General features: G+C 73.4%; 17 protein-coding genes, 4 pseudogenes and 1 riboswitch. Of the genes and pseudogenes, 7 read left to right on the top strand and 14 right to left on the bottom strand.

All coding sequences use genetic code 11. From position 1 onward, the window contains the following. Positions 1–93: pseudogene (locus ABZV78_RS21985) on the bottom strand (DNA repair protein RecO); the annotation flags it as partial. A gap of 30 nt (positions 94–123) precedes the next feature. Then, positions 124–354 (bottom strand): hypothetical protein, encoded by a 231-nt coding sequence (locus ABZV78_RS21980; RefSeq protein WP_355641250.1) that lies wholly within the window; start codon positions 352–354, stop codon positions 124–126. A gap of 155 nt (positions 355–509) precedes the next feature. Here ABZV78_RS21980 and ABZV78_RS21975 point away from each other — a divergent pair, with 155 nt between their 5' ends. The 4 genes from ABZV78_RS21975 (at position 510) to ABZV78_RS21960 (ending at position 4,331) form a co-directional block, all read left to right on the top strand. Next, on the top strand, positions 510–1,241 hold the full coding sequence (locus ABZV78_RS21975) for a histidine phosphatase family protein (protein ID WP_355641247.1): 732 nt from the start codon (positions 510–512) through the stop codon (positions 1,239–1,241). Continuing rightward, positions 1,225–2,088, top strand: a complete 864-nt coding sequence (locus tag ABZV78_RS21970) for an NAD(P)H-hydrate dehydratase (protein WP_355641245.1) — start codon at positions 1,225–1,227, stop codon at positions 2,086–2,088. Before ABZV78_RS21975 ends, ABZV78_RS21970 begins: the two co-directional genes overlap by 17 nt. Positions 2,089–2,235: 147 nt before the next feature. Continuing rightward, complete coding sequence (locus ABZV78_RS21965; protein WP_355641244.1) at positions 2,236–3,720, top strand: S8 family serine peptidase; 1,485 nt, start codon at positions 2,236–2,238, stop codon at positions 3,718–3,720. Between the two features lie 110 nt (positions 3,721–3,830). Then, positions 3,831–4,331, top strand: coding sequence for a hemerythrin domain-containing protein (locus ABZV78_RS21960; RefSeq protein WP_355641242.1), 501 nt, complete (start codon positions 3,831–3,833; stop codon positions 4,329–4,331). A gap of 60 nt (positions 4,332–4,391) precedes the next feature. Here the strand turns inward: ABZV78_RS21960 and ABZV78_RS21955 are convergent, their stop codons facing one another. Next, positions 4,392–4,757 carry an SDR family NAD(P)-dependent oxidoreductase gene (locus tag ABZV78_RS21955; RefSeq protein WP_355641240.1) on the bottom strand — a complete coding sequence of 122 codons (366 nt, stop codon included), beginning with the start codon at positions 4,755–4,757 and terminating at the stop codon, positions 4,392–4,394. A 141-nt stretch (positions 4,758–4,898) separates the two neighbouring features. Continuing rightward, positions 4,899–4,988, top strand: a riboswitch (ZMP/ZTP riboswitch). Between the two features lie 18 nt (positions 4,989–5,006). Here ABZV78_RS21955 and ABZV78_RS21950 point away from each other — a divergent pair. Then, positions 5,007–6,443, top strand: coding sequence for a glycine hydroxymethyltransferase (locus tag ABZV78_RS21950; RefSeq protein WP_355641239.1), 1,437 nt, complete (start codon positions 5,007–5,009; stop codon positions 6,441–6,443). A gap of 178 nt (positions 6,444–6,621) precedes the next feature. Here ABZV78_RS21950 and ABZV78_RS21945 read toward each other — a convergent pair whose 3' ends face one another. The 6 genes from ABZV78_RS21945 to ABZV78_RS21920 all read right to left on the bottom strand — a co-directional run bounded on the left by ABZV78_RS21945 (position 6,622) and on the right by ABZV78_RS21920 (position 12,668). Beyond that, positions 6,622–8,277 (bottom strand): ribulokinase, encoded by a 1,656-nt coding sequence (locus ABZV78_RS21945; protein WP_355641238.1) that lies wholly within the window; start codon positions 8,275–8,277, stop codon positions 6,622–6,624. A 41-nt stretch (positions 8,278–8,318) separates the two neighbouring features. Further along, positions 8,319–8,570 (bottom strand): hypothetical protein, encoded by a 252-nt coding sequence (locus ABZV78_RS21940; protein ID WP_355641236.1) that lies wholly within the window; start codon positions 8,568–8,570, stop codon positions 8,319–8,321. Between the two features lie 69 nt (positions 8,571–8,639). After that, positions 8,640–9,575, bottom strand: a complete 936-nt coding sequence (locus ABZV78_RS21935; RefSeq protein WP_355641234.1) for a carbohydrate kinase — start codon at positions 9,573–9,575, stop codon at positions 8,640–8,642. 48 nt (positions 9,576–9,623) lie between these two features. Further along, the gene (locus tag ABZV78_RS21930; RefSeq protein WP_355641232.1) at positions 9,624–10,466 is read right to left on the bottom strand and encodes an ATP-binding cassette domain-containing protein; all 843 of its coding nucleotides are present in this window, start codon (positions 10,464–10,466) and stop codon (positions 9,624–9,626) included. Next, complete coding sequence (locus ABZV78_RS21925; RefSeq protein ID WP_148425432.1) at positions 10,463–11,491, bottom strand: ABC transporter permease; 1,029 nt, start codon at positions 11,489–11,491, stop codon at positions 10,463–10,465. Before ABZV78_RS21925 ends, ABZV78_RS21930 begins: the two co-directional genes overlap by 4 nt. A 97-nt stretch (positions 11,492–11,588) precedes the next feature. Beyond that, positions 11,589–12,668 carry a substrate-binding domain-containing protein gene (locus ABZV78_RS21920; protein ID WP_355641230.1) on the bottom strand — a complete coding sequence of 360 codons (1,080 nt, stop codon included), beginning with the start codon at positions 12,666–12,668 and terminating at the stop codon, positions 11,589–11,591. A 233-nt stretch (positions 12,669–12,901) separates the two neighbouring features. On the opposite strand from ABZV78_RS21920, the gene ABZV78_RS21915 reads away from it, so the two are divergent. Together ABZV78_RS21915 and ABZV78_RS21910 are read left to right on the top strand one after the other, a co-directional pair. Next, positions 12,902–15,448 carry a GH32 C-terminal domain-containing protein gene (locus ABZV78_RS21915; RefSeq protein WP_355641229.1) on the top strand — a complete coding sequence of 849 codons (2,547 nt, stop codon included), beginning with the start codon at positions 12,902–12,904 and terminating at the stop codon, positions 15,446–15,448. 89 nt (positions 15,449–15,537) lie between these two features. Then, positions 15,538–16,587 (top strand): LacI family DNA-binding transcriptional regulator, encoded by a 1,050-nt coding sequence (locus ABZV78_RS21910; RefSeq protein WP_355641227.1) that lies wholly within the window; start codon positions 15,538–15,540, stop codon positions 16,585–16,587. On the opposite strand, the pseudogene ABZV78_RS21905 reads toward ABZV78_RS21910, so the two are convergent. The 5 genes and pseudogenes from ABZV78_RS21905 to ABZV78_RS21885 all read right to left on the bottom strand — a co-directional run. Continuing rightward, positions 16,565–17,275, bottom strand: a pseudogene (locus ABZV78_RS21905) (hypothetical protein). The gene ABZV78_RS21910 and the pseudogene ABZV78_RS21905 overlap by 23 nt on opposite strands. Position 17,276: 1 nt before the next feature. Beyond that, positions 17,277–18,431, bottom strand: a complete 1,155-nt coding sequence (locus ABZV78_RS21900) for an alpha-hydroxy acid oxidase (RefSeq protein ID WP_355641225.1) — start codon at positions 18,429–18,431, stop codon at positions 17,277–17,279. Beyond that, a complete protein-coding gene (locus tag ABZV78_RS21895) occupies positions 18,424–19,407 on the bottom strand; it encodes an alpha/beta hydrolase (protein WP_355641223.1) in 984 nt (327 codons plus the stop codon). The genes ABZV78_RS21900 and ABZV78_RS21895 overlap by 8 nt, the downstream gene beginning before the upstream one ends. Then, a pseudogene (locus ABZV78_RS21890) lies at positions 19,404–20,506 on the bottom strand (cytochrome P450). The gene ABZV78_RS21895 and the pseudogene ABZV78_RS21890 overlap by 4 nt, the downstream one beginning before the upstream one ends. A 59-nt stretch (positions 20,507–20,565) precedes the next feature. After that, positions 20,566–20,775 (bottom strand): annotated as a pseudogene (locus ABZV78_RS21885) (SGNH/GDSL hydrolase family protein); the annotation flags it as partial. Positions 20,776–20,790 lie beyond the last annotated feature (15 nt).

Genomic DNA, 20,790 nt, shown 5'->3' with positions numbered 1-20,790 from the left:
GAGGTCGATCCCCTCGACCTGGCTGATGGTGTGCAGCGAGCTGCCGTGGTTGCCCTTGGGGTCGCCGGCGAGCTGGAGGTCGACGTGCCCGAACGCGCACCCACCCGGCCACCGGCGCGACGGTCAGCCGTTCTCCTTCTGGAGCCGGTCAATGAGCATCTTCTTGCCCTGCTCGGCGGCCTTGCGGTTGTTGTCCTGCATCTTGCGGAACCAGCTGGCGAGCTCGGTGTCGCCCCGGTCCTCCGCGTCGGCGATGTACGTCTCCATGTGCCAGACGTGCTTGAGTGACATCTGCACCGCGTGGATCAGGTCGTAGTTCTTGTCCTTCACCGGGCTCTCCGGCTGTCGGACCATCGTCGCCACGGCACACCTCCCCTGTGTCGGCTTCCGGTAGCCGAGCGCGCTTACCCGTCCGGCCGCCGTTCACGCCCGCCGGGCCCGAAGGGCCCGCCGGGCCCGCCGCCGACCGGCACGGTTACCCGCCGGACAGCCCGGGTACCGGAGGCCGCATGGCGGAACTGGCAGCCCTCTGGATCGTCCGGCACGGCGAGAGCACGGCGAACGTCGCGGCCACGGCGGCCGAGTCCTCCGGCGCCGAACTGATCGACCTGACCCACCGGGACGCGGACGTGCCGCTGTCGGCCACCGGCGAGGAGCAGGCCCGGGCGACCGGCCGCTGGCTGGCCGGGCTGCCCGAGAGGCGGCGGCCGGACGTGGCGGTGGTGTCGCCGTACCTGCGGGCGGTGCGGACCGCCGAGCTGGCCCTCGCCGGCACCGGCGTGCCGGCCAGCCGGGACGAGCGGCTGCGCGACCGGGAGCTGGGCATCCTCGACGGGCTGACCGGCCACGGCGTCCAGCGGCGGTACCCCGACGAGGCGGCGCGCCGGGCCCGGCTCGGCAAGTTCTACTACCGCCCGCCCGGCGGCGAGTCCTGGACCGACGTGGCGCTGCGGCTGCGCGCCCTCCTCGGCGACCTGCGCCGGGACCACGCCGGTGGCCGGGTGCTGCTGTTCGGCCACGACGCGCTGGTCTTCCTGCTGCGCTACCTGGTGGAGGGGCTCACCGAGGGGGAGCTGATGGCGCTCACCCGGGAGCAGGTCATCGCCAACTGCTCGGTCACCGGCTGGTCGGCCGACGCCACCGGCCGGCTGACCCCGGACGTGTTCAACGACGTCGCCCACCTGCACCGGCAGGGGGCGCGGCCGACCAGGGAGGACGAGGTCCATGCCGAGCCGGTCTGACGTGATCACCCCCGCACTGCTGCGGGACTGGGCACTGCCCGTGCCGACCGGCGGCAAGGAGGCCCGGGGCACGGTGCTCGTGGTCGGCGGGGCCCGGTTCACCCCCGGCGCGGTGCTGCTCGCCGGGGTGGCCGCGCTGCGGGCCGGCGCCGGCGTGCTGCAACTGGCCGCCGCCGAGTCCACCGCCGCCGCGCTCAGCATCCAGGTGCCCGAGGCGCTGGTGGTCGGCCTTCCGGAGACCGCCGACGGCGCGGTCCACGGCGACCCGGGCGACCTGCTCGGCGGCCTGGTCGCCGAGGCGGACGTGGTGGCGGTCGGCCCCGGCCTGAAGGACATCGACGCGACCCGGGCGCTGCTGCACGTGGTCCTCGACGCGGCCGGCCCGGAGACCTCGCTGGTGCTCGACGCGTACGCCCTCGGCGCGCTCAGCCACGAGCCGGACCTGCTGGTCGGCTCGGGCCGCAAGGTGGTGCTCACCCCCAACCTCACCGAGGCGCGGCATCTGCTCGACCGGGAGCCCGGCGACGACCTGGACGCCGAGGCGGTCGAGCTGGCCCGCCGGTACGACGCCGTGGTCTCCCTCTACGGCCACATCGCCACCCCGGACGGGCGGGCCTGGCGGGAGGAGAGCGGCGACGCCGGGCTGGGCACCTCGGGCAGCGGGGACGTCCGGGCCGGGCTGCTCGCCGGGCTGCTCTCCCGGGGCGCCGAGCCCGCGCAGGCCGCCTGCTGGGCCGCGTTCGCCCACGCGGTCAGCGGGCAACGCCTGGTCCCCCGTTACGGCCGGATCGGCTTCCTGGCCCGCGAGCTGCTCGACGAGATCCCCTACACGTTGGCCACCGTCTGACGGTTGTTGTTCGTCCGTTCGGGTGTGTGTAACACCACACCCGCTCCCTACGCTGGTTCACCGAAGGCAAGCAACCTGCTCGTCTTCCGCCGGCCCGCTTCCCGCCAGGGAGTGAGGCACGGCTGGATCGGCCCCCTGGGAGTCTGTGTGAAGAACCTCCGTCGCAAGACACTGGCCGCCGCGTCCGCCGCGACGCTCGGCGTCGGCCTCGCCCTCACCGGCGGGCTGGCACCGGCGGCGGCCGCCGGACCGGACACCTCGTATCTGGTCCTCGCCCCGCAGGGCGCCAACACCAGCAAGGCCGCCGCCCGCGTGGCGGCCGCCAAGGGCACCGTCGTGGCCACCTACGACCAGATCGGCGTGCTCGTCGTCCGCTCGACCAACCCGGACTTCGCCGCGCAGGTGGCGGGGGCGGGCGTCGAGTCGGTCGCGTCGACCGCCGGCCTGGGCACCGCCCTCGACGAGGGCGAGACCGTGGAGGTCTCCGCGGCCGACGTCGCCAGCGCCACCGGCGACCCGACCAAGGAGCCGCTCTACGGCCAGCAGTGGGACATGAACATGATCCACCTGCCGCAGGCCCACGCGGTGAACAACGGCAGCGCGAACGTCGTCGTCGGCGTGCTGGACAGCGGCATCTCCAGCACCCACCCGGACCTGGCGAGCCAGATCGCCAAGGACAAGAGCACGTCCTGCCTCGGCGGTGTCACCGACACCACCGAGGCGGCGTGGAACCCGACCACCAGCGACCACGGCACCCACGTGGCCGGCACCATCGCCGCCGCCGTCAACGGCGTCGGCGTGACCGGCATCGCGCCGGGCGCCAAGGTCGCCGCCGTCAAGGTGGTCAACGACGACGGTTACATCTTCCCGGAGGCCGCGGTCTGCGGGTTCATGTGGGCCGCCGACCACGGGATGCAGCTGACCAACAACAGCTACTACATCGACCCGTGGGAGCTGAACTGCCGCAACGACGCGCGCCAGCGTCCGGTGTGGCAGGCCGTGCAGCGGGCGATCCGCTACTCGCAGTCCAAGGGCGTGCTCAACGTGGCGTCCGCGGGCAACTCCAACTACGACCTGGCCCACAAGATCACCGACACCGGCAGCCCGAACAACGGGACGCCGGAGGTGCGCGAGGACCTCACCAACGCCTGCCTCGACCTGCCGGCCGAGGCGCCGGGCGTGGTGACCGTCTCCGCCGTCGGTCCGACCGGTGCGAAGAGCTACTACTCCTCGTACGGCCAGGGCGTGGTGGACGTGACGGCGCCGGGTGGCGACAGGTGGGTCCGCACGCAGGGCGCCCGCTCGACCACCGCGGACCAGATCCTGTCGACAACCTTCAACACCGCCACCCGGACCAACGGGTGGGGGTACAAGCAGGGCACCTCGATGTCCGGCCCGCACGCCACCGGCGTCGCGGCGCTGGCGTTGTCGGCGCACCCCGGGATGACCCCGGGCCAGCTGGCGTCGTTCCTGGAGCGTACGTCGGTCGCGCAGTCCTGCCCGGAGGGCGTCTACAACCTGGTGCCGCTGCACCCGAACGGTGCGCACTTCTACGACGCGACCTGCTCCGGCGGCGAGCGCAACTCGTTCTACGGTGCCGGCATGGTGGACGCGTACAACGTGGTCAAGTAGCGGCAGCACCAACGGAGGGGGCCCGGCGACGTGTCGCCGGGCCCCCTTCGTTTGCCCTGGTCGGGACGGGGGTAGGGGGGCCACATCAACCGACCCTAGGAGGTACCCCGGTGTCCACCGATGCGATCGTCCTGCTCAAGGAGGACCACAAGGAGATGCGCCGCCTGTTCAAGGCCTTCCAGGACGCCGAGGAGGGCCCGGCGAGCCAGCGGCAGAAGCTGGTGAAGCAGATCCTCGAGGCGTTGACGGTGCACACCTACCTCGAGAACGAGGTGATGTACCCCGAGGTCCGCAAGCTCGTGCCCGACGTCGAGGACGACATCCTGGAGTCGTACGAGGAGCACCACGTGGCCGACGTGCTCTGCTTCGAGCTGTTCACCATGGACGCGGACGACGAGCGCTACAACGCCAAGACGACGGTGCTCATCGAGAACGTGCTGCACCACGTCGAGGAGGAGGAGCAGGAGTGGTTCCCCAAGGTCCGCGAGGCGCTCGGCCGTAACCAGCTCCAGGAGATCGGCCAGCGCATGATCGACCTGCGCCCGAAGGCGCCGAAGACGCCGGCCGCCCCGAAGGCGCTGAAGAAGTCGCTGGACGCCGTCGTCGCCTGACCCGGCACCACGTGACGGCGGGACCCGGCCCCGGCCGGGTCCCGCCGTCGTCTCCGCCGCTCAGCCGCCCGAGCCCGGCTCGGCCATCTTCCGGTGCTGCTCCGCCTTCAGCCGGTCCGGGACGACCTTGCCGGCCGCGGTCTGCAGCTTGTTCACGAACGAGCCGGCGGACACCTTGTGCTCCCCCTTCATGAGGGCCTCGAAGGCGTCCTCGGCCACCTTGCGAGGGTCGTCCTTCTTCCCCTGCCCGACCCGGGTGTCCGCCATGTGGGCGCAGGTTCGCGCCGCCGTCGCGATCGACGAGTCCTCGGCGGCCACCACCACGTCGTACCCGTGCTCGGTGAACTGGGCGGCCAGCTCGTACCCGATGCCGCTGGACGCGCCGGTCACCACGGCGAGCGGACGGCCGGTCGTCGGTGTGCTCATCCTCGTGTCTCCTTTCCCTCGGCCCCGGGGTCGCCGTCGCGGCCCGGCCCCTCCCCCCGATTTGCCCAGCCCCCGGCGGCCCAACCCGCCGGCGCGCGGCGGAGGTGCGCCCGTCCGGCCGGGGGCCCACCCGGTAGGATCGGCGCGGGCCGTGACTGGCGCGTGGGGATGGAGAACCATCGGGGAGCGGCCCCGTCATGAGGACGCATGCCGAGCGCCTGGGCCTTCCGCACGTCACCAGGAGGTCGCATGTCGCTGAACGCCGAATCCACCGCCTTCCGCAGCGCGCTGGAGGTGATCCGGGCCGTCGAGCCGCGGGTGGCGGACGCCATCGGGGCCGAGCTCGCCGACCAGCGCGAGTCGCTCAAGCTCATCGCCAGCGAGAACTACGCCTCCCCGGCCACCCTGCTGGCCATGGGCAACTGGTTCAGCGACAAGTACGCGGAAGGCACCATCGGCCGCCGCTTCTACGCCGGCTGCCAGAACGTCGACACCGTCGAGGCGCTCGCCGCCGAGCACGCCAAGGAGCTGTTCGGCGCGGCCCACGCGTACGTGCAGCCGCACTCCGGCATCGACGCCAACCTGGTCGCGTTCTGGGCGATCCTGGCCGACCGGGTGGAGTCCCCGGCGCTGAAGAAGGCCCAGGTACGCCAGGTCAACGACCTCACCGAGGCGGACTGGTTCGCGCTGCGTCGCGAGCTGGGCAACCAGCGGATGCTCGGCATGTCGCTGGACGCCGGCGGCCACCTCACCCACGGCTTCCGGCCGAACATCTCCGGCAAGATGTTCGACCAGCGGAGCTACGGCACCGACCCGGCCACCGGGCTGATCGACTACGACAAGGTCGCCGAGGCGGCCCGCGAGTTCAAGCCGCTGATCCTGGTCGCCGGCTACTCGGCGTACCCCCGGAAGGTCAACTTCCGGATCATGCGGGAGATCGCCGACTCCGTCGGCGCCACCTTCATGGTCGACATGGCGCACTTCGCCGGCCTGGTCGCCGGCAAGGTCTTCACCGGCGACTTCGACCCGGTGCCGCACGCGCACATCGTCACCACCACCACCCACAAGTCGCTGCGCGGCCCGCGCGGCGGCATGGTGCTCTGCGGCCCGGAGCTGGCCGACCAGGTCGACCGGGGCTGCCCCATGGTGCTCGGCGGCCCGCTGCCGCACGTGATGGCCGCCAAGGCCGTCGCCCTGGCCGAGGCCCGCCGCCCCGACTTCGCCGACTACGCGCAGCGCATCGTGGACAACGCCCAGGCGCTGGCCGAGGGGCTGCTGCGCCGGGGCGCGAAGCTGGTCACCGGCGGCACCGACAACCACCTGGTGCTCATCGACGTCTCCGGCTACGGCCTCACCGGCCGGCAGGCCGAGCAGGCGCTGCTCGACTCGGGCATCGTGACCAACCGCAACGCCGTCCCGCAGGACCCCAACGGCGCCTGGTACACCTCCGGCATCCGGATCGGCACCCCGGCGCTGACCACCCGGGGCCTGGGCGCCACCGAGATGGACACCACGGCCGAGCTGATGCACACCGTGCTCAGCCAGACCACCCCCGGGTCGAACGCGGACGGCACCCCGTCCAAGGCCAAGTACGTCCTCGACCCGGCCCTGGCCGAGACGGTCGGCAAGCAGGCCAGCGACCTGCTCACCGGCTTCCCCCTCTACCCCGCCGTCGACCTCGGCTGACCGCGGTCACGCTTTCCCGACGCCCCGCCCGGCCTCGGCCGAGCGGGGCGCCGACATTCCCACCCTCCGCCGGCCCGCACTGCCCGCCTCGCCGCGTTGATCATGAAGTTAGCGCCCTGGAACACGCTTTCCAGAGGCGCTAACTTCATGATCGACGCGGCCGAGGGTCAGCCGGCAGTCAGGGGGTCGGGTGGGTGCGGTGGCGCATGCGGTGGAGGCGGTGGAGGACGTCCGTGCCGCCGCGGCCGAAGTGGTCGTGCAGGGCGCGGTAGTCGGCGTACAGGTCGTCGTAGGCGGCGGCGCGGGCCGGGTCCGGGTGCCAGGTCTCGCGGCGTGGCGCGCCCATGGCCGCCGACGCGCTCTCCAGGTCCGGGTACGCCCCGGCGGCCACCGCCGCGTGGATCGCCGCGCCCAGCGCCGCCGGATGGGCGGCGTCCACCACGTGCAGCGGGCGGCGCAGCACGTCGGCGTAGATGCGCAGCAGCAGCCGGTTGGCGGTGAGGCCGCCGGCGGCGGTCAGCTCGTCGACGGGCACACCGGCGGCCTCGAACGCCTCGACCACGGTGCGGGCGCCGAACGCGGTCGCCTCCAGCAGGGCCCGCCAGATCTCCTCCGGCCGGGTGGCCAGGGTGAGCCCGACCAGCACCCCGCTCAGCTCGTGGTCCATGAGCACCGACCGGTTGCCGCTGTGCCAGTCCAGCGCGAGCAGCCCGTGCCCGCCCACCGGCTGGTCGGCGGCGAGCGCGTCGAGCAGGTCGTGCACGGACACCCCGCGGCGGGCGGCCTCCTCGGCGTACGACGCGGGCAGGGCGCGGTCGACGTACCAGGCGAAGATGTCGCCGACCCCGCTCTGGCCGGCCTCGTAGCCCCACCGGCCGGCGGTGACGCCGTCCGCGACGACGCCGCAGACGCCGGGCACCTCGTGGCAGCTCTCGGCGTTCATGATCAGGCAGGTGGAGGTGCCGAGCACGGCGAGCATCCGGCCGGGCGCGACGGACCGGGCCGCCGCCGCGGTGACGTGCGCGTCGATGGCCCCGGCGGCGACCGCGATCCCAGCGGGCAGGCCGGTCCAGCCGGCCGCCTCGGCGGTCAGGGTGCCGGCCCGGGCGGCGGGCGGCAGCAACGGCCCGTCGTCGGTCTTCGCGAGCAGGTCCGGCAGGTCCGGGTGCAGCGCGGCGAGGAAGTCGGGGGCCGGGTCGTGGCCGTCCTGGCGTAGTCCCTTGAAACCGGCGGCCGAGGCGTTGCGGCTCGGGCGGCCGCAGAGCCGCCGGACCAGCCAGTCGGCGGTCTCGACCCAGCGCTCGGCCCGGCGGAAGACCTCCGGGTCCTCCTCCAGCACCTCCAGCGCCTTGGCGAGCTGCCACTCGGCGGAGACCCGGCCGCCGTAGCGGGCCAGCCAGGGCTCGCCCCGGGCGGCGGCGAGGGTGTTGATCCGCTCGGCCTGCCGCTGCGCCGAGTGGTGCTTCCAGAGCTTCGGCCAGGCGTGCGGCCGGTTCCGGAACTCGGGCAGCTCGGCGAGCGGGGTGCCGTCGGCACGGGTGGGCAGCACCGTGCAGGAGGTGGCGTCGAGGCCGACGCCGACCACCTCGGTCGGGTCGATCCCGGCGGCGCGGACGGCGGCGGGCACCGCGGTGCGCAGCACCTCGACGTGGTCGGCCGGGTCCTGGAGCGCCCACCCGGGCGGCAGCGCCGGCCCGCCGGGCAGCCGCTCGGTGATCACCCCGTGTCGGTACGCGTGCACCGCGCTGCCCCGCTCGGCGCCGTCGGCCACGTCGACCACGACGGCCCGCCCGGAGAGCGTGCCGAGATCGACCCCGACGACGTACCGGCCCACCCGCTGCTCCTCCCCCGAACTGGGAGGATCACGCTAGCCGGTCAGCGCAGGGGGCGCTTGAGGTGGTAGCGGTGCACCTCGGTGCTGCCCTGCACGTTGTTCACGTCCTCGGCGGCGGAGACCAGCTCCCAGCCCTCCCGGCCGACCCGGTTGAGGTGCGCGATCGCGGTGTCGCCGTAGGGCGTCACGTCCTTGCGCGACCCGTCCGGGCCGTACCAGACGAACGTGACGTGGAAATTGCGGCCCTGTCCCTGATAGCGGCGGACCAGCAACGCGTACTCCCAGGCAACCATCCGTCCATTATCAACGGTGGCCGTCGTGCCCGGGAACACGGGTGGTGGCGGAACGGCGACAGTGCGGTGTCAGGCCGGGAGGGGCAGGGCGGTCAGCTGGGCCCGGGTGGGAGGATCGGCTCCCTTCCGCCCACACGTCCAGGCGGCCACTCGTGCGGCGTGCCGGAGCACGCCGGCGATCGTGGCCGGGTCGGCGGCGTCGAGGGCGGCCCGCCGCGCGGCGCCGAGCAGATCCCGCTGGGCCAGCGCGGCGAGCAGCCCGGCGGTGAAGGCGTCCCCTGCCCCGACGGTGTCCACCACCCGCACCGGCAGGGCGTCGACCCGCACCTCGCCGTGTCGGGTAGCCGCCCACGCTCCACGTTCACCGCCGGTCACCACGACGAGGACGGCGCCCCGCTCGAGCCACTCCCGTCCGACCCGTTCGTGCGCGCGTCCCGGGTGGAGCCAGGCCAGGTCCTCCCGGCTGACCTTCACCACGTCGCTCGCCGCCACCAACTCCTCGACCCGGCACAGGACCGTCGCCGGCTCGCCCATGAGGGACGGCCGGCAGTTCGGGTCGTAACTGATCATCGTGGTGGCCCGCCGGTCCTGGACCAGCGCCAGCACGTCGTCCGCGCCGGGCGCGAGCACGGTCGCCAGCGAGCCGGTGTGCAGACAGTCGCTGCCGGCCCCGACATCGGTCAGGGCCCGCTGCGGGAAGGAGCGCCAGTCGATGTCGAAGTCGTAGCCGGCCTGGCCGTCCGCGCCCACCCGCGTCCGGGCCACGCTGGTGGACGGCAGGTCCGACAGCGACGCCGGATCCAGCCGTACGCCGCTGCCGGCCAGGTGGGCGCGGAGGAGCCGCCCGTACGCGTCGTCACCCAGCTGGGTGAGCAGGGTGGCGGGCTGGTCGAGGCGGCCCAACGCCACCGCCACGTTCGCCGGGCTGCCGCCCGGGTGGGCGGCCGCCACGCCCGACGGATCCTCGATGAGGTCCACCAGGCTCTCGCCGACAACGGTGATCACAGTCTCCCTTTCCTGCAGCCCGCGCCACCCGGTCACGGGCACGGCGGTTCAGTTCGCCGCCCGGCCCGGCGTCTCCTCGAGGGTGGTCGCGCCGGTCATGATGGCCACCACCTCCGGCATGGTGTGGGAGGCCGGAGTCACCACGCCCGCGCACCGACCCAGTCGCTGGATGTGGATGCGGTCGGCCACCTCGAACACATGGGGCATGTTGTGGCTGATGAGGATGACCGGCAGGCCCCGGGAGCGCACCTCCTCGATCATCCGCAGCACCTGGTTGGACTCTTTGACGCCGAGCGCGGCGGTCGGCTCGTCGAGCACGATCACCTTGCTGCCGAAGGCCGCCGCCCGGGCCACCGACACGGCCTGACGCTGGCCGCCGGAGAGCGTCTCGACCGCCTGCGCCACGTTCTGCAGGGTGCCGATCCCCAGGTCGGCCAGGGCCTGCGCGGCCTCCCGACGCATGCCCTTGTGGTCGAGCATCCGGAAGACCGAACCGAGCATGCCCGGCCGGCGCTTCTCCCGACCGAGGAAGAGGTTGCTGGCGATGTCCAGGGCCGGCGCCACGGCGAGGGTCTGGTAGACCGTCTCGATACCGGCGTCCCGGGCGTCCTGCGGCCGCTTGAACTGTGCCGGCTTCCCCGCCAGGAGGATCTCCCCGGCGTCGGGCGTCAGCGCGCCGGTCAGACACTTGATCAGGGTGGACTTCCCGGCGCCGTTGTCCCCGATCACGGCGAGCACCTCGCCCGGGTACAGGTCGAGGTCCACCCCGTCCAGCCCGACGACCCTGCCGAACGTCTTGACCAGGCCCCGGGCCGACAGCACCGGTGATCGCTGGCCGCTGTCGGCGGCGCCGGACCGGCCGGCGGTGGCGGGCGTGGTGGTGGCGGTCATGACCTCACCTTCCTGATCCACTGGTCCACGGCCACGGCGAGGATCACCAGCAGGCCGACGGCGAGTACCCGGTACTGGTCGTCCACTCCGGCAAGGGACAGGCCGCTGCGGAAGAAGCCGACGATCAGCGCGCCGAGCAGGGTGCCCAGCACCGCGCCCCGGCCACCGAAGAGGCTGGTGCCACCGATGACGACGGCGGTGATGCTCTCCAGGTTGGCGTCGGTGATGGCGTTGGGGCTGGCCGCGCCGGCGCGTCCGATGAGGATCCAGGCGGTGAGGCCATAGATCGCGCCGGCGACGAGGTAGACGCTGAGCAGCACCCGGTCGACCCGGATACCGGCCAGCCGGGCGGCCTCCTTGTCGTCGCCCACGGCGTAGACGTGCCGTCCCCAGGCGGTCTTGGCCAGGGCGTAGCCCACCGCGAGGTAGAGGACGAGGACCGCGACGACCCCGAAGGTGATCCGGAACCGACCCACCGGGAACGACTCACCGGTCCAGCTCAGCACCGCCGGGAGGTCGGTGGCCTGGACGCTCTGGCCGCTCGAGTAGAGCAGCCCGAGGGCGGTGAAGACGCTCAGCGTGCCGAGGGTGACGATGAACGGCGGCAGCTTGAGGCGGGTCACCAGCGCCCCGTTGAGCGCGCCCGCTGCGGCGCCGACCGCGATGGCGAGGACGATGGCGAGGAGGCCCGGAAGTCCCTGCCCCTCGGCCATCTTCGCGGAGAGCATCATGGCCAGGATGACGATGGCGCCGACCGAGAGGTCGATGCCGGCGGTCAGGATGATCAGCGTCTGCCCGACGGCGAGCGCGCCGATCACGGCCACCTGCTGGAGCACCAGCGAGAGCGAGTTGGGTGACGCGAAGCGCGGGTTCAGCGTGGAGAAGACGACGAACGAGATGACCAGCACGAGGAACGGGCTGATCGCGGGGTGCGCGTGCAGCAGGTGCTGAACGCGTCGCAGTGGCGTGTGCCGGCGCAGCGCGAACTGCTGGGCGGCGGTGGTGGGTGGGGTCGTGGCGGTCATCGGAGGCTCCCTGCCGGATTCGGCGGTGGCGGACGGACTGCCCGGCTGAGGGCGCGGGGCGGAGGATGCCCCTGGCCCTCGGCCGTGGCGGGGATGGTCAGCCCCAGCAGCGCTGGGCGCCGTCGGCGCTGGTGATGCTCTCGACGCCGGCGGCCGGCTTGTCGGTGACCAGAGCGACGCCGGTGTCGAAGAAGTCAAGGCCGTCCGAGACCTTCGGCTTCTCGCCGTCGTTCGCGATCTTCTTGATCGCCTGGACGCCCAGCTCGGCCATCTTCAGCGGGTACTGCTGCGAGGTGGCGCCGATGACGCCGTCCTTGACCTGCCGTACGCCGTCGCAGCCGCCGTCGACCGAGACGACCAGGACACCCTGGGTCTTGCCGGCCGCCTGGAGGGCCTTGTGGGCGCCGACCGCGGCCGGCTCGTTGATGGTGTAGACGACGTTGATGTCCGGGTTCTTGGTCAGGCAGTTCTCCATGGCCGTCCGGCCGCCGTCCTCGGCGCCGTTGGTCGGCTCGTTGCAGGCGATCGTGTAGCTGCCGCCCGAGTAGCTGCCCGTCTTCGCCTCGTCGCCGTTCTTCTTCTTGTCGCCGGTGTCGATGCCCATGCCGGTCAGGAAGCCCTGGTCCCGGTTGTAGTCGACGGAGACGATCTTGTCATTGAAGAGGTCGAGCAGGGCGATGGTGGCCGGCTTGCCGGCGAGCTGGGTGGCCGTCCACTTGCCGATCAGCTCGCCGGCCGTGAAGTTGTCGGTGGCGAAGGTGATGTCCACGGTGTTCGCCGGGTCGGGCGGGGTGTCCAGCGCGATCACGTAGAGGCCGGCGTCACGGGCCTTCTTGATGGCCGGGTTGACGCCGGGACCGTTCGGGGTGATCAGGATGCCCTCGTCGCCGCGGGCGATGGCGTCCTCGATGGCCTGCACCTGGCCGGCCTCGTCGCCGTCCTCCTTGCCGGCGGCCAGGGTGAGCTTCACGCCCTCCGCCTCGGCGGCCTTCTTCGCGCCCTGCTGCATGCTGACGAAGAACGGGTTCGTGGAGTTCTTGGTGATCAGGGCTACCGCGACACTCTTGTCGCCCGAGCCGCCGTCACCCGAGCTGTCACCGCAGCCGGCGACGACCATGCCGGTCACCGTTATGGCGGCCAGCACAGTGGCGCGGCGGCGGGCGATGCGCTGGATCATGTGTTCTCCCATCAGGCACCCCCGGGGCCGGGGCAGATTTGACAACGATGTCAGGGCAGTTTCGGCGCAGTAGCCGGGAGATGTCAATGCCTTTGCCGGCAGTTTTCTCTAACCGCCACGTAACTCGTACGCCCCCCTTGACATCGATGTCAGACCGGGCTCACGATTCGCCCCACGGTCACGCCCGACGTCCACCCGGTCGGCCCGGGCGTCCTCGATGGACGGAGGATGGGATGAGGATCCGCCGATGGTTGGCCGCCTGCGCGGCCGCGGCTCTCCTGGCGGCGGCGCCGGGCGCCGCTGCCGCGGGAGCGACGACCAGGGACGAGCCGTACCGGCCACAGCTGCACTTCAGCCCGGCACGCAACTGGATGAACGATCCGAACGGGCTCGTCTGGTACCAGGGCGAGTGGCACCTCTTCTACCAGTACAACCCCGAGGGTGCGCAGTGGGGGAACATGTCCTGGGGGCACGCGGTCAGCCGGGACCTGCTGCACTGGGAGGAGCTGCTGCTGGCCATTCCGTACTCGGCCGACGAGCACATCTTCTCCGGGTCGGTGGTGGTCGACGAGCGGAACACCTCCGGCTTCGGCCGACCCGGCGCGCCGGCGCTGGTCGCCGTCTACACCAGCTGGTACCCGGCCACCGGCATCCAGGCCCAGTCGCTGGCGTACAGCACCGACCGGGGTCGCACCTGGACCAGATACGCCGGAAATCCGGTGCTGGACCTCGGTTCGCGGGAGTTCCGCGATCCCAAGGTCTTCTGGGACACCACGTCCGGTCGCTGGACCATGGCGGTGGTCCGGGCCACCGAGCACAAGGTGAGCTTCTACGGCTCGGCCGACCTGCGGTCGTGGACCCATCTGAGCGACTTCGGCCCGGCCAACGCGGTCGGTGGTGTGTGGGAGGTGCCGGACCTGTTCGAGCTGCCCGTCGACGGCGACCCGGAGCACCCGAAGTGGGTGCTGATCGTCAACCTCAACCCCGGCGCGGTCGCCGGCGGTTCGGGCGCGCAGTACTTCGTCGGCGACTGGGACGGCACCACTTTCGCCGCTGACAACGTGGTGACCGGCGAGGCGGAGCCGCCGGCCGGGACGCTCTTCGCCGACTTCGAGGACGGTTACGCCGGCTGGACGGTGGAGAACGACCCCGTGCTGGGGCCGGGGCCGTTCGGCGGCGCCCCGTACCCGGGCACGGTGCCGGGCCAGCAGCAGGTCAGCGGTTTCCGGGGCGGGGCCCTGGTGAACACCTTCCTCGGCTTCGACGCCCCCCGGGGCCAGCTCGTCTCCCCCGACTTCACCATCGACCGGGGCTACCTCAACCTGCTCGTCGGCGGGGGCGCGCACCCGCACCTGCCGGACACGACGACAGACTTCGTGCCGGCCGACGCCGAACCGGTGATCGACTTCGAGCTGCCCGACGGCCGGACGTACGAGCAGGCGGGCTGGACGGCGACCGGCGGCCTGCGCGACCGCGCGCCGGTGGTGGGCCCGGCCCGGTGGGAACGCGGCCACGTCGGCGACAAGCTGCTCACCACCTTCTTCGAGGCCGACTCGACGACCGGCACGCTGACCTCGCCCGCCTTCACCGTCGACCGCGACCACCTCGGTCTGCTCGTCGGGGCCGGGGGGCACCTCGACGACGGCACCGGGCGGACGGTGGTCGAGCTGCTGGTGGACGGCCGGGCGGTGCGCACCGCCACCGGCAACTTCTCCGGCTTCATGAACTGGCGCGACTGGGACGTGACCGAGTTCCGTGGCCGCAGCGCCCAGCTGCGGATCGTGGACGAGAACACCGGCGGCTGGGGCCACCTGCTGGTGGACCAGCTCGTCGCCAGCGACAAGCCCGTCCTGCCCCGCGCGGTGGAGACCGCGGTGAACCTGGTCGTGGACGGCCAGGTGGTCCGGGCCGCGACCGGCGCGGACAGCGAGCGCCTCGACTGGGTGGCCTGGGACGTCCGCGACCTCACCGGGAAGCGGGCCCACCTGGAGATCAACGACTTCAACTCGGGCGGCTGGGGGCACATCCTTGTCGACCACGTGATGTTCGCCGACCGGCCGGCGCCCCGTGAGCTGGACCGCTACGACTGGCTCGACCACGGGGCGGACTACTACGCCGCGGTCACGTACAACAACGCCCCGGGCGGGCGGCGGGTCGCGATCGGCTGGCTGAACAACTGGCAGTACGCCGGCAGTGTCCCGACCGCCCCCTGGCGCGGGGCCATGGCCCTGCCCCGGGAACTCGCCCTGCGCACGATCGACGGCCGGGTCCGCCTGGTCCAGTCGCCGACCGCGCAGCTCACCTCGCTGCGGGGCGACGGCCCGGCGTACACCCTGCGGGACACCACGGTCCCGGCAGGGGTCCGCGACCTCCCCGCGGCGGCGGACGGCACGGTGCTGGAGATCCGGGCGGAGTTCGAGCTCCGCGACGCCCGCCGGTTCGGCCTCCAGGTACGCGCCGGTGGCGACGAACGGACGCTGGTCGGATACGACGCGGGGGCAGGCCGCCTCTTCGTCGACCGGACGCGCTCCGGCCAGCAGGCCGCCCCGCCCTTCCCCGCCGTGCACTCCGGCCCCCTGTCCGTGGACGGCAACCGGGTACAGATGACGGTGTACGTGGATCGTTCCTCCGTCGAGGTGTTCGGCGGCGCCGGGCAGACCACCGTGACGGACCAGATCTTCCCCGCGCCCACGAGCGACGGGACCGGCCTGTTCGCCGAGGGTGGCGCCGTGGTGGTGCGCTCGCTCACGGTCCGACCGTTGCGGTCGGTGTGGCGCTAACCTGGCAGACGATCAACGGCGGGTGGGGCTGGCCGTTTCGCCATGGCCCCACCCGCCAACGCCCGCACTCCCTTCCGGTAGGAGCGCTCATGCACGCTGCCGCCTCCGCCCCGCCGGCCGGCGTCAAGGCCCGGCCCACGCTCCGAGACGTCGCGCTGCTGGCCGGGGTCAGCACCAAGACGGTCTCGCGGGTGGTCAACGGAGAGGCGGGGGTCTCCGCGCCGAAGCTCGCCGCGGTACGCCGGGCGATCGCCCAGCTCGACTACCGGCCGAACTTCACCGCGAGCAGCCTGCGGCGGTCCAGCGGCCGCAGCGCGGCCATCGCCGCGGTCCTGGAGGATCTGGCCAACCCCTTCTCCGCCGCCCTGCACCGGGCCCTCGAGGACGCCGCCCGGGACCGGGGCGTGCTCATCTTCGCCGGCAGCGTGGACGAGAGCCCGGAACGGGAGCGGGACCTGGTGCACGCCTTCACGATGCGGCAGGCCGACGCCCTGGTCGTGGTGCCGGCCACCGACGACCAGAGCTACCTGGCCGGGGAGGTCGCGGCCGGCACTCCGGTGGTGTTCGTGGACCGGCCGCCGGTCGGCCTGGCGGTCGACGCCGTGCTGTCCGACAATCACCACGGCGCCGCCACCGCGGTGCACCACCTCGTCGCGCACGGCCACCGGGACATCGCGTACCTGGGCGACCTGCGGACCATCGCGACGGCCCGGCAGCGCGCGCAGGGCTTCAAGGAGGCGCTGAGCGAGCACGGCATCCGGCCGGCCACCATGGTCCACGACCTGCACACCGAGCGCGACTCGGCGGAGGCGGTCCGCCGGCTGCTGCGCGACGACCCGGCCCCGACGGCGCTGTTCACCGCCCAGAACCTGGTCACCATCGGCGCCATCCGCGCCCTGCAGGAACTCGGCCGGCAGCACGAGGTGGCCCTCGTCGGCTTCGACGACTTCCCCCTGGCCGACCTCCTCCAGCCGGCGGTCACGGTGGTCGCCCAGGACCCGGCCGAGATGGGCCGGGTGGCCGCCTCGCTGATCTTCCGGCGGCTGGACGGAGAGCAGTGGCGACCCACCATCCACCCGGTTGCCACCCGACTGTTGGTGCGCGGATCCGGTGAGATCAGGGGGCCGCACGCGCGCTGACGGCGGTGCCGACCGCGCCGGCAGACTCCTCGGTGATCAGCGCGGCGAGCCGGTCCAGGCCCAGGTCGATCTGCTCCGGGGTGACCGCGCTGACCGACAGCCGCAGCGCGTCGACCGGGGTGCCGGCGTCGTAGAAGTGCGCCATCGGGGTCCACAGCACCCGGTACTCGCGCGCCGAGCGGTGCAGCAGCGCGTCGTCCACGCCGAACGGCACGGTGACCACCACGAAGAAGCCGCCGGCCGGGACGTTCCAGCGCACCGGGCCGCCGGCCGGGAAGCGGCGGGCCAGCCCGTCGGCCAGGTGCCGCAGGTTGCGGGCGTACGCGGCCCGCTCCCGGACGTTCGCCGCGACCAGCGAGCAGTCGTGGGCCAGCAGCACGCCCCGATCACCGCCTGGCTGATCGGCGAGGTGTTCACGGTGGCCATGCTCTTGATCTTCGCGAGCTGAGCAGTGTCCGGTCGGCCTGCTCGCGGCTCAGGCCCAGGTCCTCGGCGAGGTGCCGGCGGAAGGTGTCCAGGTGCTCGTGCAGCACCGCGAGTCGAAGAACTCCTCGTAGGGCCGGCCGGCGGCGAGCGACACGGCGTCCGGGTAGTGCTGCGCCACCTCGTTGAGGAAGTTCATCGAGTTCAACGCGGGGTCGTCCACGCTCGGGTGCAGCGCCGTGACGGCCAGGTCCACGGGCTCCACGTCAGCCTCCCGTCAGGGTGCGCAGCTCGCGGGCAGCGGCCGGGTCGGCGCAGCCGCTGAGGGTGAACGCGTCGCGCAGCTCGGCGGCGAGCAACGCCAGGGCCGCCTCGGCGCCGGCCCGCCCGCCGGCCGCCAGGGCCCAGAGCATCGGCCGGCCGACCAGCACGCCGGCCGCGCCGAGAGCGAGGGCGCGCAGCACGTCGGTGCCGCCGCGCACGCCGCTGTCCAGCAGCACCGCGCAGCGCTCCCCCACGGCGGTGACCACCTCGGGCAGCGCGGCCGCGCTGCCCGGCGCGCCGTCGAGCTGTCGGCCGCCGTGGTTGGAGACCACCACCGCGTCCGCACCCATGTCCGCCGCGCGGACCGCGTCGCGCGGGTCCAGGATGCCCTTCACGAGCAACGGCACCGGGGTACGTTCCCGCAGCCAGGCCAGGTCGGCCCAGCTCAGCGCGGGGGCGAAGACCGCGCCGGTGTGCGCCGCCACCGCGGACACCCCGGGCGTCCCCTGGTGGGCCAGGTCGTCCCGGCCGCCGGGCAGGTTCGCCGCCGTGACGTGCGGCGGCAGGGCGAAGCCGTTGCGCACGTCGCGCAGCCGCCGGCCGAGCACCGGCACGTCGACGGTCACCATCAGCCCGGCGCAGCCGGCGGTCAGCGCACGGTCCACCAGGTCGGCCACCATGGCCCGGTCGCGCAGCCAGTAGAGCTGGAACCAGACCGTGCCGCCGACCGCGGCGACCTCCTCGATCGGCGTGCTGGCCAGGGTGCTCGCCACGTAGGGCACGCCCGCCGCGCGGGCCGCCGCGGCCAGGCCCACCTCACCGTCGGGGTGCAGCAGCTTCTGGTACGCCATCGGCGCGACCGCCACCGGCAGGGCGTACCGGCCACCGGGCAGCGGCGCCTCGGTGGACGGGACGTCCACCCCGGTCAGCATCCGGGGCAGCACCGCCACCCGGTCCAGCGCGGCCCGGTTCGCGGCCAGCGTGGTCTCGGTGCCACTGCCGCCGGCCACGAAGTCCCACACCTCGGCGGGAAGCACGGTCCGGGCCAGCTCGGCGAAATCGGCCAGGCTCGCGGGCGGAACGAACGCGGGATGGGCTGGCTCACCAGGTCCCCGCCCCGGCGCCGCCGGTCCCACGGTCGTCGTCAGGTCAGCCATGGTCCGGTCCACCCGTCGCCGTGCCGGCGGCCGCGCCGGCTGGGGTGAGCCCGAACCGCGCCCGCAGGAAGGCCGCCGCCTGCTCCTGGGCCCGCCGGCCGGCGTCGAACACCCCGGGCATGGCGAAGAAGCCGTGGACCATGCCGTCGTACCGGGTCGCCTCGGTGGGCACGCCGGCCTCGGCCAGCCGCTCGGCGTACCGCTCCCCCTCGTCGCGCAGCGGGTCGTGCTCGGCGGTGACGACCAGCGCCGGGGGCAGGCCGGCGAGGTCCTCGGCGAGCAGCGGCGAGGCGAGCGGGTGGGCCGCGTCGCCGGGGTCGGCCAGGTAGTGCCGCCGGTACCACTCGACCGAGTGCCGGTTGAACAGCAACGGGTCCTCCTCACCGGTCGGCCCGCGGCCGGGCCGCTGGTCGGTGTTCGGGTAGACGAGCACCTGGGCGGCGAGCCGGGGGCCGCCGTCGGCGCGGGCCAGCAGGGTGACGGCGGCCGCCAGGTTGCCACCGGCGCTGTCCCCGCCGACGGCCAGCCGGTCCGGGTCGACGCGGAACTCGTCGGCGTGCCCGGCCAGCCGGCGCAGCGCGGCGTGGCAGTCGTCCACGGCGGCCGGGAAGCGGTGCTCGGGGGCCAGCCGGTAGCCGACGGTGATCGTCTGGCAGCCGGCGAGGTTGACCAGCCGGCGGCAGATGCCGTCGGCCGTGTCCACGCTGCCCAGCGTCCAGCCACCGCCGAAGAACCAGACGAGCGTTGGCAGCGGGCCGTCGCCGGCCGGCCGGTGGATCCGCACCGGCAGCGGCCCGCCCGGGCCGGAAAGCTGCGTGTCGCGTACCTCTTCGACCGGCTCGACCGCGCCGGCGCCGGCGCGGATCGCGGCGAGGTCGGCGGCGCGGGCCTGCGCCAGGGTCTGGGTGTAGAGGGGCACGGTGCCGGCGGCCGCGCGGGCGGCCCGCCACGCGACCACCTCCGGGTCGAGCGTCATCGGGCCTCTCCCGTCGTCACGAAGAGCTTGTCGATGCCACGCAGGAAGAGGCTACCGCTGTAGGAGTAGGGCTGGGTGACCGCCAGGCCGGGGAAGCGGGCGAAGAGCCGGGGCAGGGCGAGCCGGCCCTCCAGCCTGGACACCGCCGAGCCGAGGCAGAAGTGCAGCCCGACCCCGAAGGCGAGCGACGGCGGGCCGGCGCGGTGCGGGTCGAAGCGGTCCGGGTCGGGGAAGCGGGCCGGGTCACGGTTGGCGGCGGCGATCAGCAGCAGCACGTTCTCGTCCCGCCCGACCGGCACGCCGCCCACGTCGGTGTCGTGTGGCGCGGCGCGGGCCAGGAAGTGCACCGGGCTCTCCATCCGCAGCACCTCGTCCACGCAGCCCCGGGCCAGCGCGTCGTCGCCGGGCAGCGCGGTGCGCCGCCCGCGTCCAGCACCTCGACCAGCCCGCTGATGAGGTCCTCACCGGGCTGCCGCCGCCGGTGGGCGAGCAGCTCGCGGTAGTAGCCGCGCAGCTCGTCGGCGGCCTGGTTGGCCCGGGCCAGCCGCTCCGGCAATTTGCCGGCCACGTCCATGTACTCGTCGATCCAGTCGACCCGCTGCCGGTACCAGGCCAGGTCCGCCTCGGGCAGGCCGATGAACTCGGCCATCACCAGCGCCGGGACCGGGTACGCGAAGTCGGCCACGAAGTCCACCTCGGCGCCGTCCGCGCCGGCCTCGGCCATCCGGTCCAGACGGTCGTCGACGATCCGGACGATCACCGGTTCCAGCGCGCCGAGCCGGCGCGGGGTGAACGTCTTGGCGAAGACCGCCCGCATCCGGGTGTGGTCCGGCGGGTTGACGAACATCATCGAGGTCAGAAAGGTGCGCAGGATCTCCTGGTCCTGCCAGCCGGGCGGGGCGCCCTTGTACCAGCCCGGGTCGCGCAGCACCCGGTCGACCAGGTCGTAGCCGCCGGCCACGGCGGTGATCGTGCTGTGCTCGGCCCGCTTCGGGACCGCGTTGATCGGCCCGTGCTCGTGCAGGGCCGCGTACCACGGGTACGGGTTCTGCCGGCCCTGCTCGCTGTACAGGCCGGTCAGGATCTCGTCGACGTCCACAGTTCCTCCCCAGGAAAGACGGTGGGGGCGGCGTGGTGCCGACGCCGCCCCCACCGGTGTCACAGACCGAGCAGTCGCAAGGGGACGGCGTCCGCCATCGCCTGCGCACCGGCGTCGTTCGGATGGATGTGGTCCCCGGCGTCGTACGCCGGCAGCAGCCGGCTCGGGTGCGTCGGGCCGCGCAGCACGGCGTCGAAGTCGATCAGCCCGTCGAACTCCGCCTGACCGGGGCCGCGCAGCCAGGTGTTGACCGCCTGCCGGGTGGCCTCCCCACGCCGGCCTGA

The organism is Micromonospora sp. NPDC004540, from assembly GCF_040610095.1.
Taxonomy (GTDB): Bacteria; Actinomycetota; Actinomycetes; order Mycobacteriales; family Micromonosporaceae; genus Micromonospora.
The sequence above is the reverse complement of the archived record's forward strand: the minus strand, read 5'-3'. Positions and strand labels throughout refer to the sequence as shown.

Bases quoted from the DNA above. Each gene is read 5' to 3' on its own strand.
- ABZV78_RS21980 (WP_355641250.1), bottom strand. From the start codon at position 354: ATGGTCCGACAGCCGGAGAGCCCGGTGAAGGACAAGAACTACGACCTG.
- ABZV78_RS21975 (WP_355641247.1), top strand. From the start codon at position 510: ATGGCGGAACTGGCAGCCCTCTGGATCGTCCGGCACGGCGAGAGCACG.
- ABZV78_RS21970 (WP_355641245.1), top strand. From the start codon at position 1,225: ATGCCGAGCCGGTCTGACGTGATCACCCCCGCACTGCTGCGGGACTGG.
- ABZV78_RS21955 (WP_355641240.1), bottom strand. From the start codon at position 4,757: ATGAGCACACCGACGACCGGCCGTCCGCTCGCCGTGGTGACCGGCGCG.
- ABZV78_RS21950 (WP_355641239.1), top strand. From the start codon at position 5,007: ATGTCGCTGAACGCCGAATCCACCGCCTTCCGCAGCGCGCTGGAGGTG.
- ABZV78_RS21940 (WP_355641236.1), bottom strand. From the start codon at position 8,570: ATGGTTGCCTGGGAGTACGCGTTGCTGGTCCGCCGCTATCAGGGACAG.
- ABZV78_RS21930 (WP_355641232.1), bottom strand. From the start codon at position 10,466: ATGACCGCCACCACCACGCCCGCCACCGCCGGCCGGTCCGGCGCCGCC.
- ABZV78_RS21925 (WP_148425432.1), bottom strand. From the start codon at position 11,491: ATGACCGCCACGACCCCACCCACCACCGCCGCCCAGCAGTTCGCGCTG.
- ABZV78_RS21920 (WP_355641230.1), bottom strand. From the start codon at position 12,668: ATGATCCAGCGCATCGCCCGCCGCCGCGCCACTGTGCTGGCCGCCATA.
- ABZV78_RS21915 (WP_355641229.1), top strand. From the start codon at position 12,902: ATGAGGATCCGCCGATGGTTGGCCGCCTGCGCGGCCGCGGCTCTCCTG.
- ABZV78_RS21910 (WP_355641227.1), top strand. From the start codon at position 15,538: ATGCACGCTGCCGCCTCCGCCCCGCCGGCCGGCGTCAAGGCCCGGCCC.
- ABZV78_RS21900 (WP_355641225.1), bottom strand. From the start codon at position 18,431: ATGGCTGACCTGACGACGACCGTGGGACCGGCGGCGCCGGGGCGGGGA.
- ABZV78_RS21895 (WP_355641223.1), bottom strand. From the start codon at position 19,407: ATGACGCTCGACCCGGAGGTGGTCGCGTGGCGGGCCGCCCGCGCGGCC.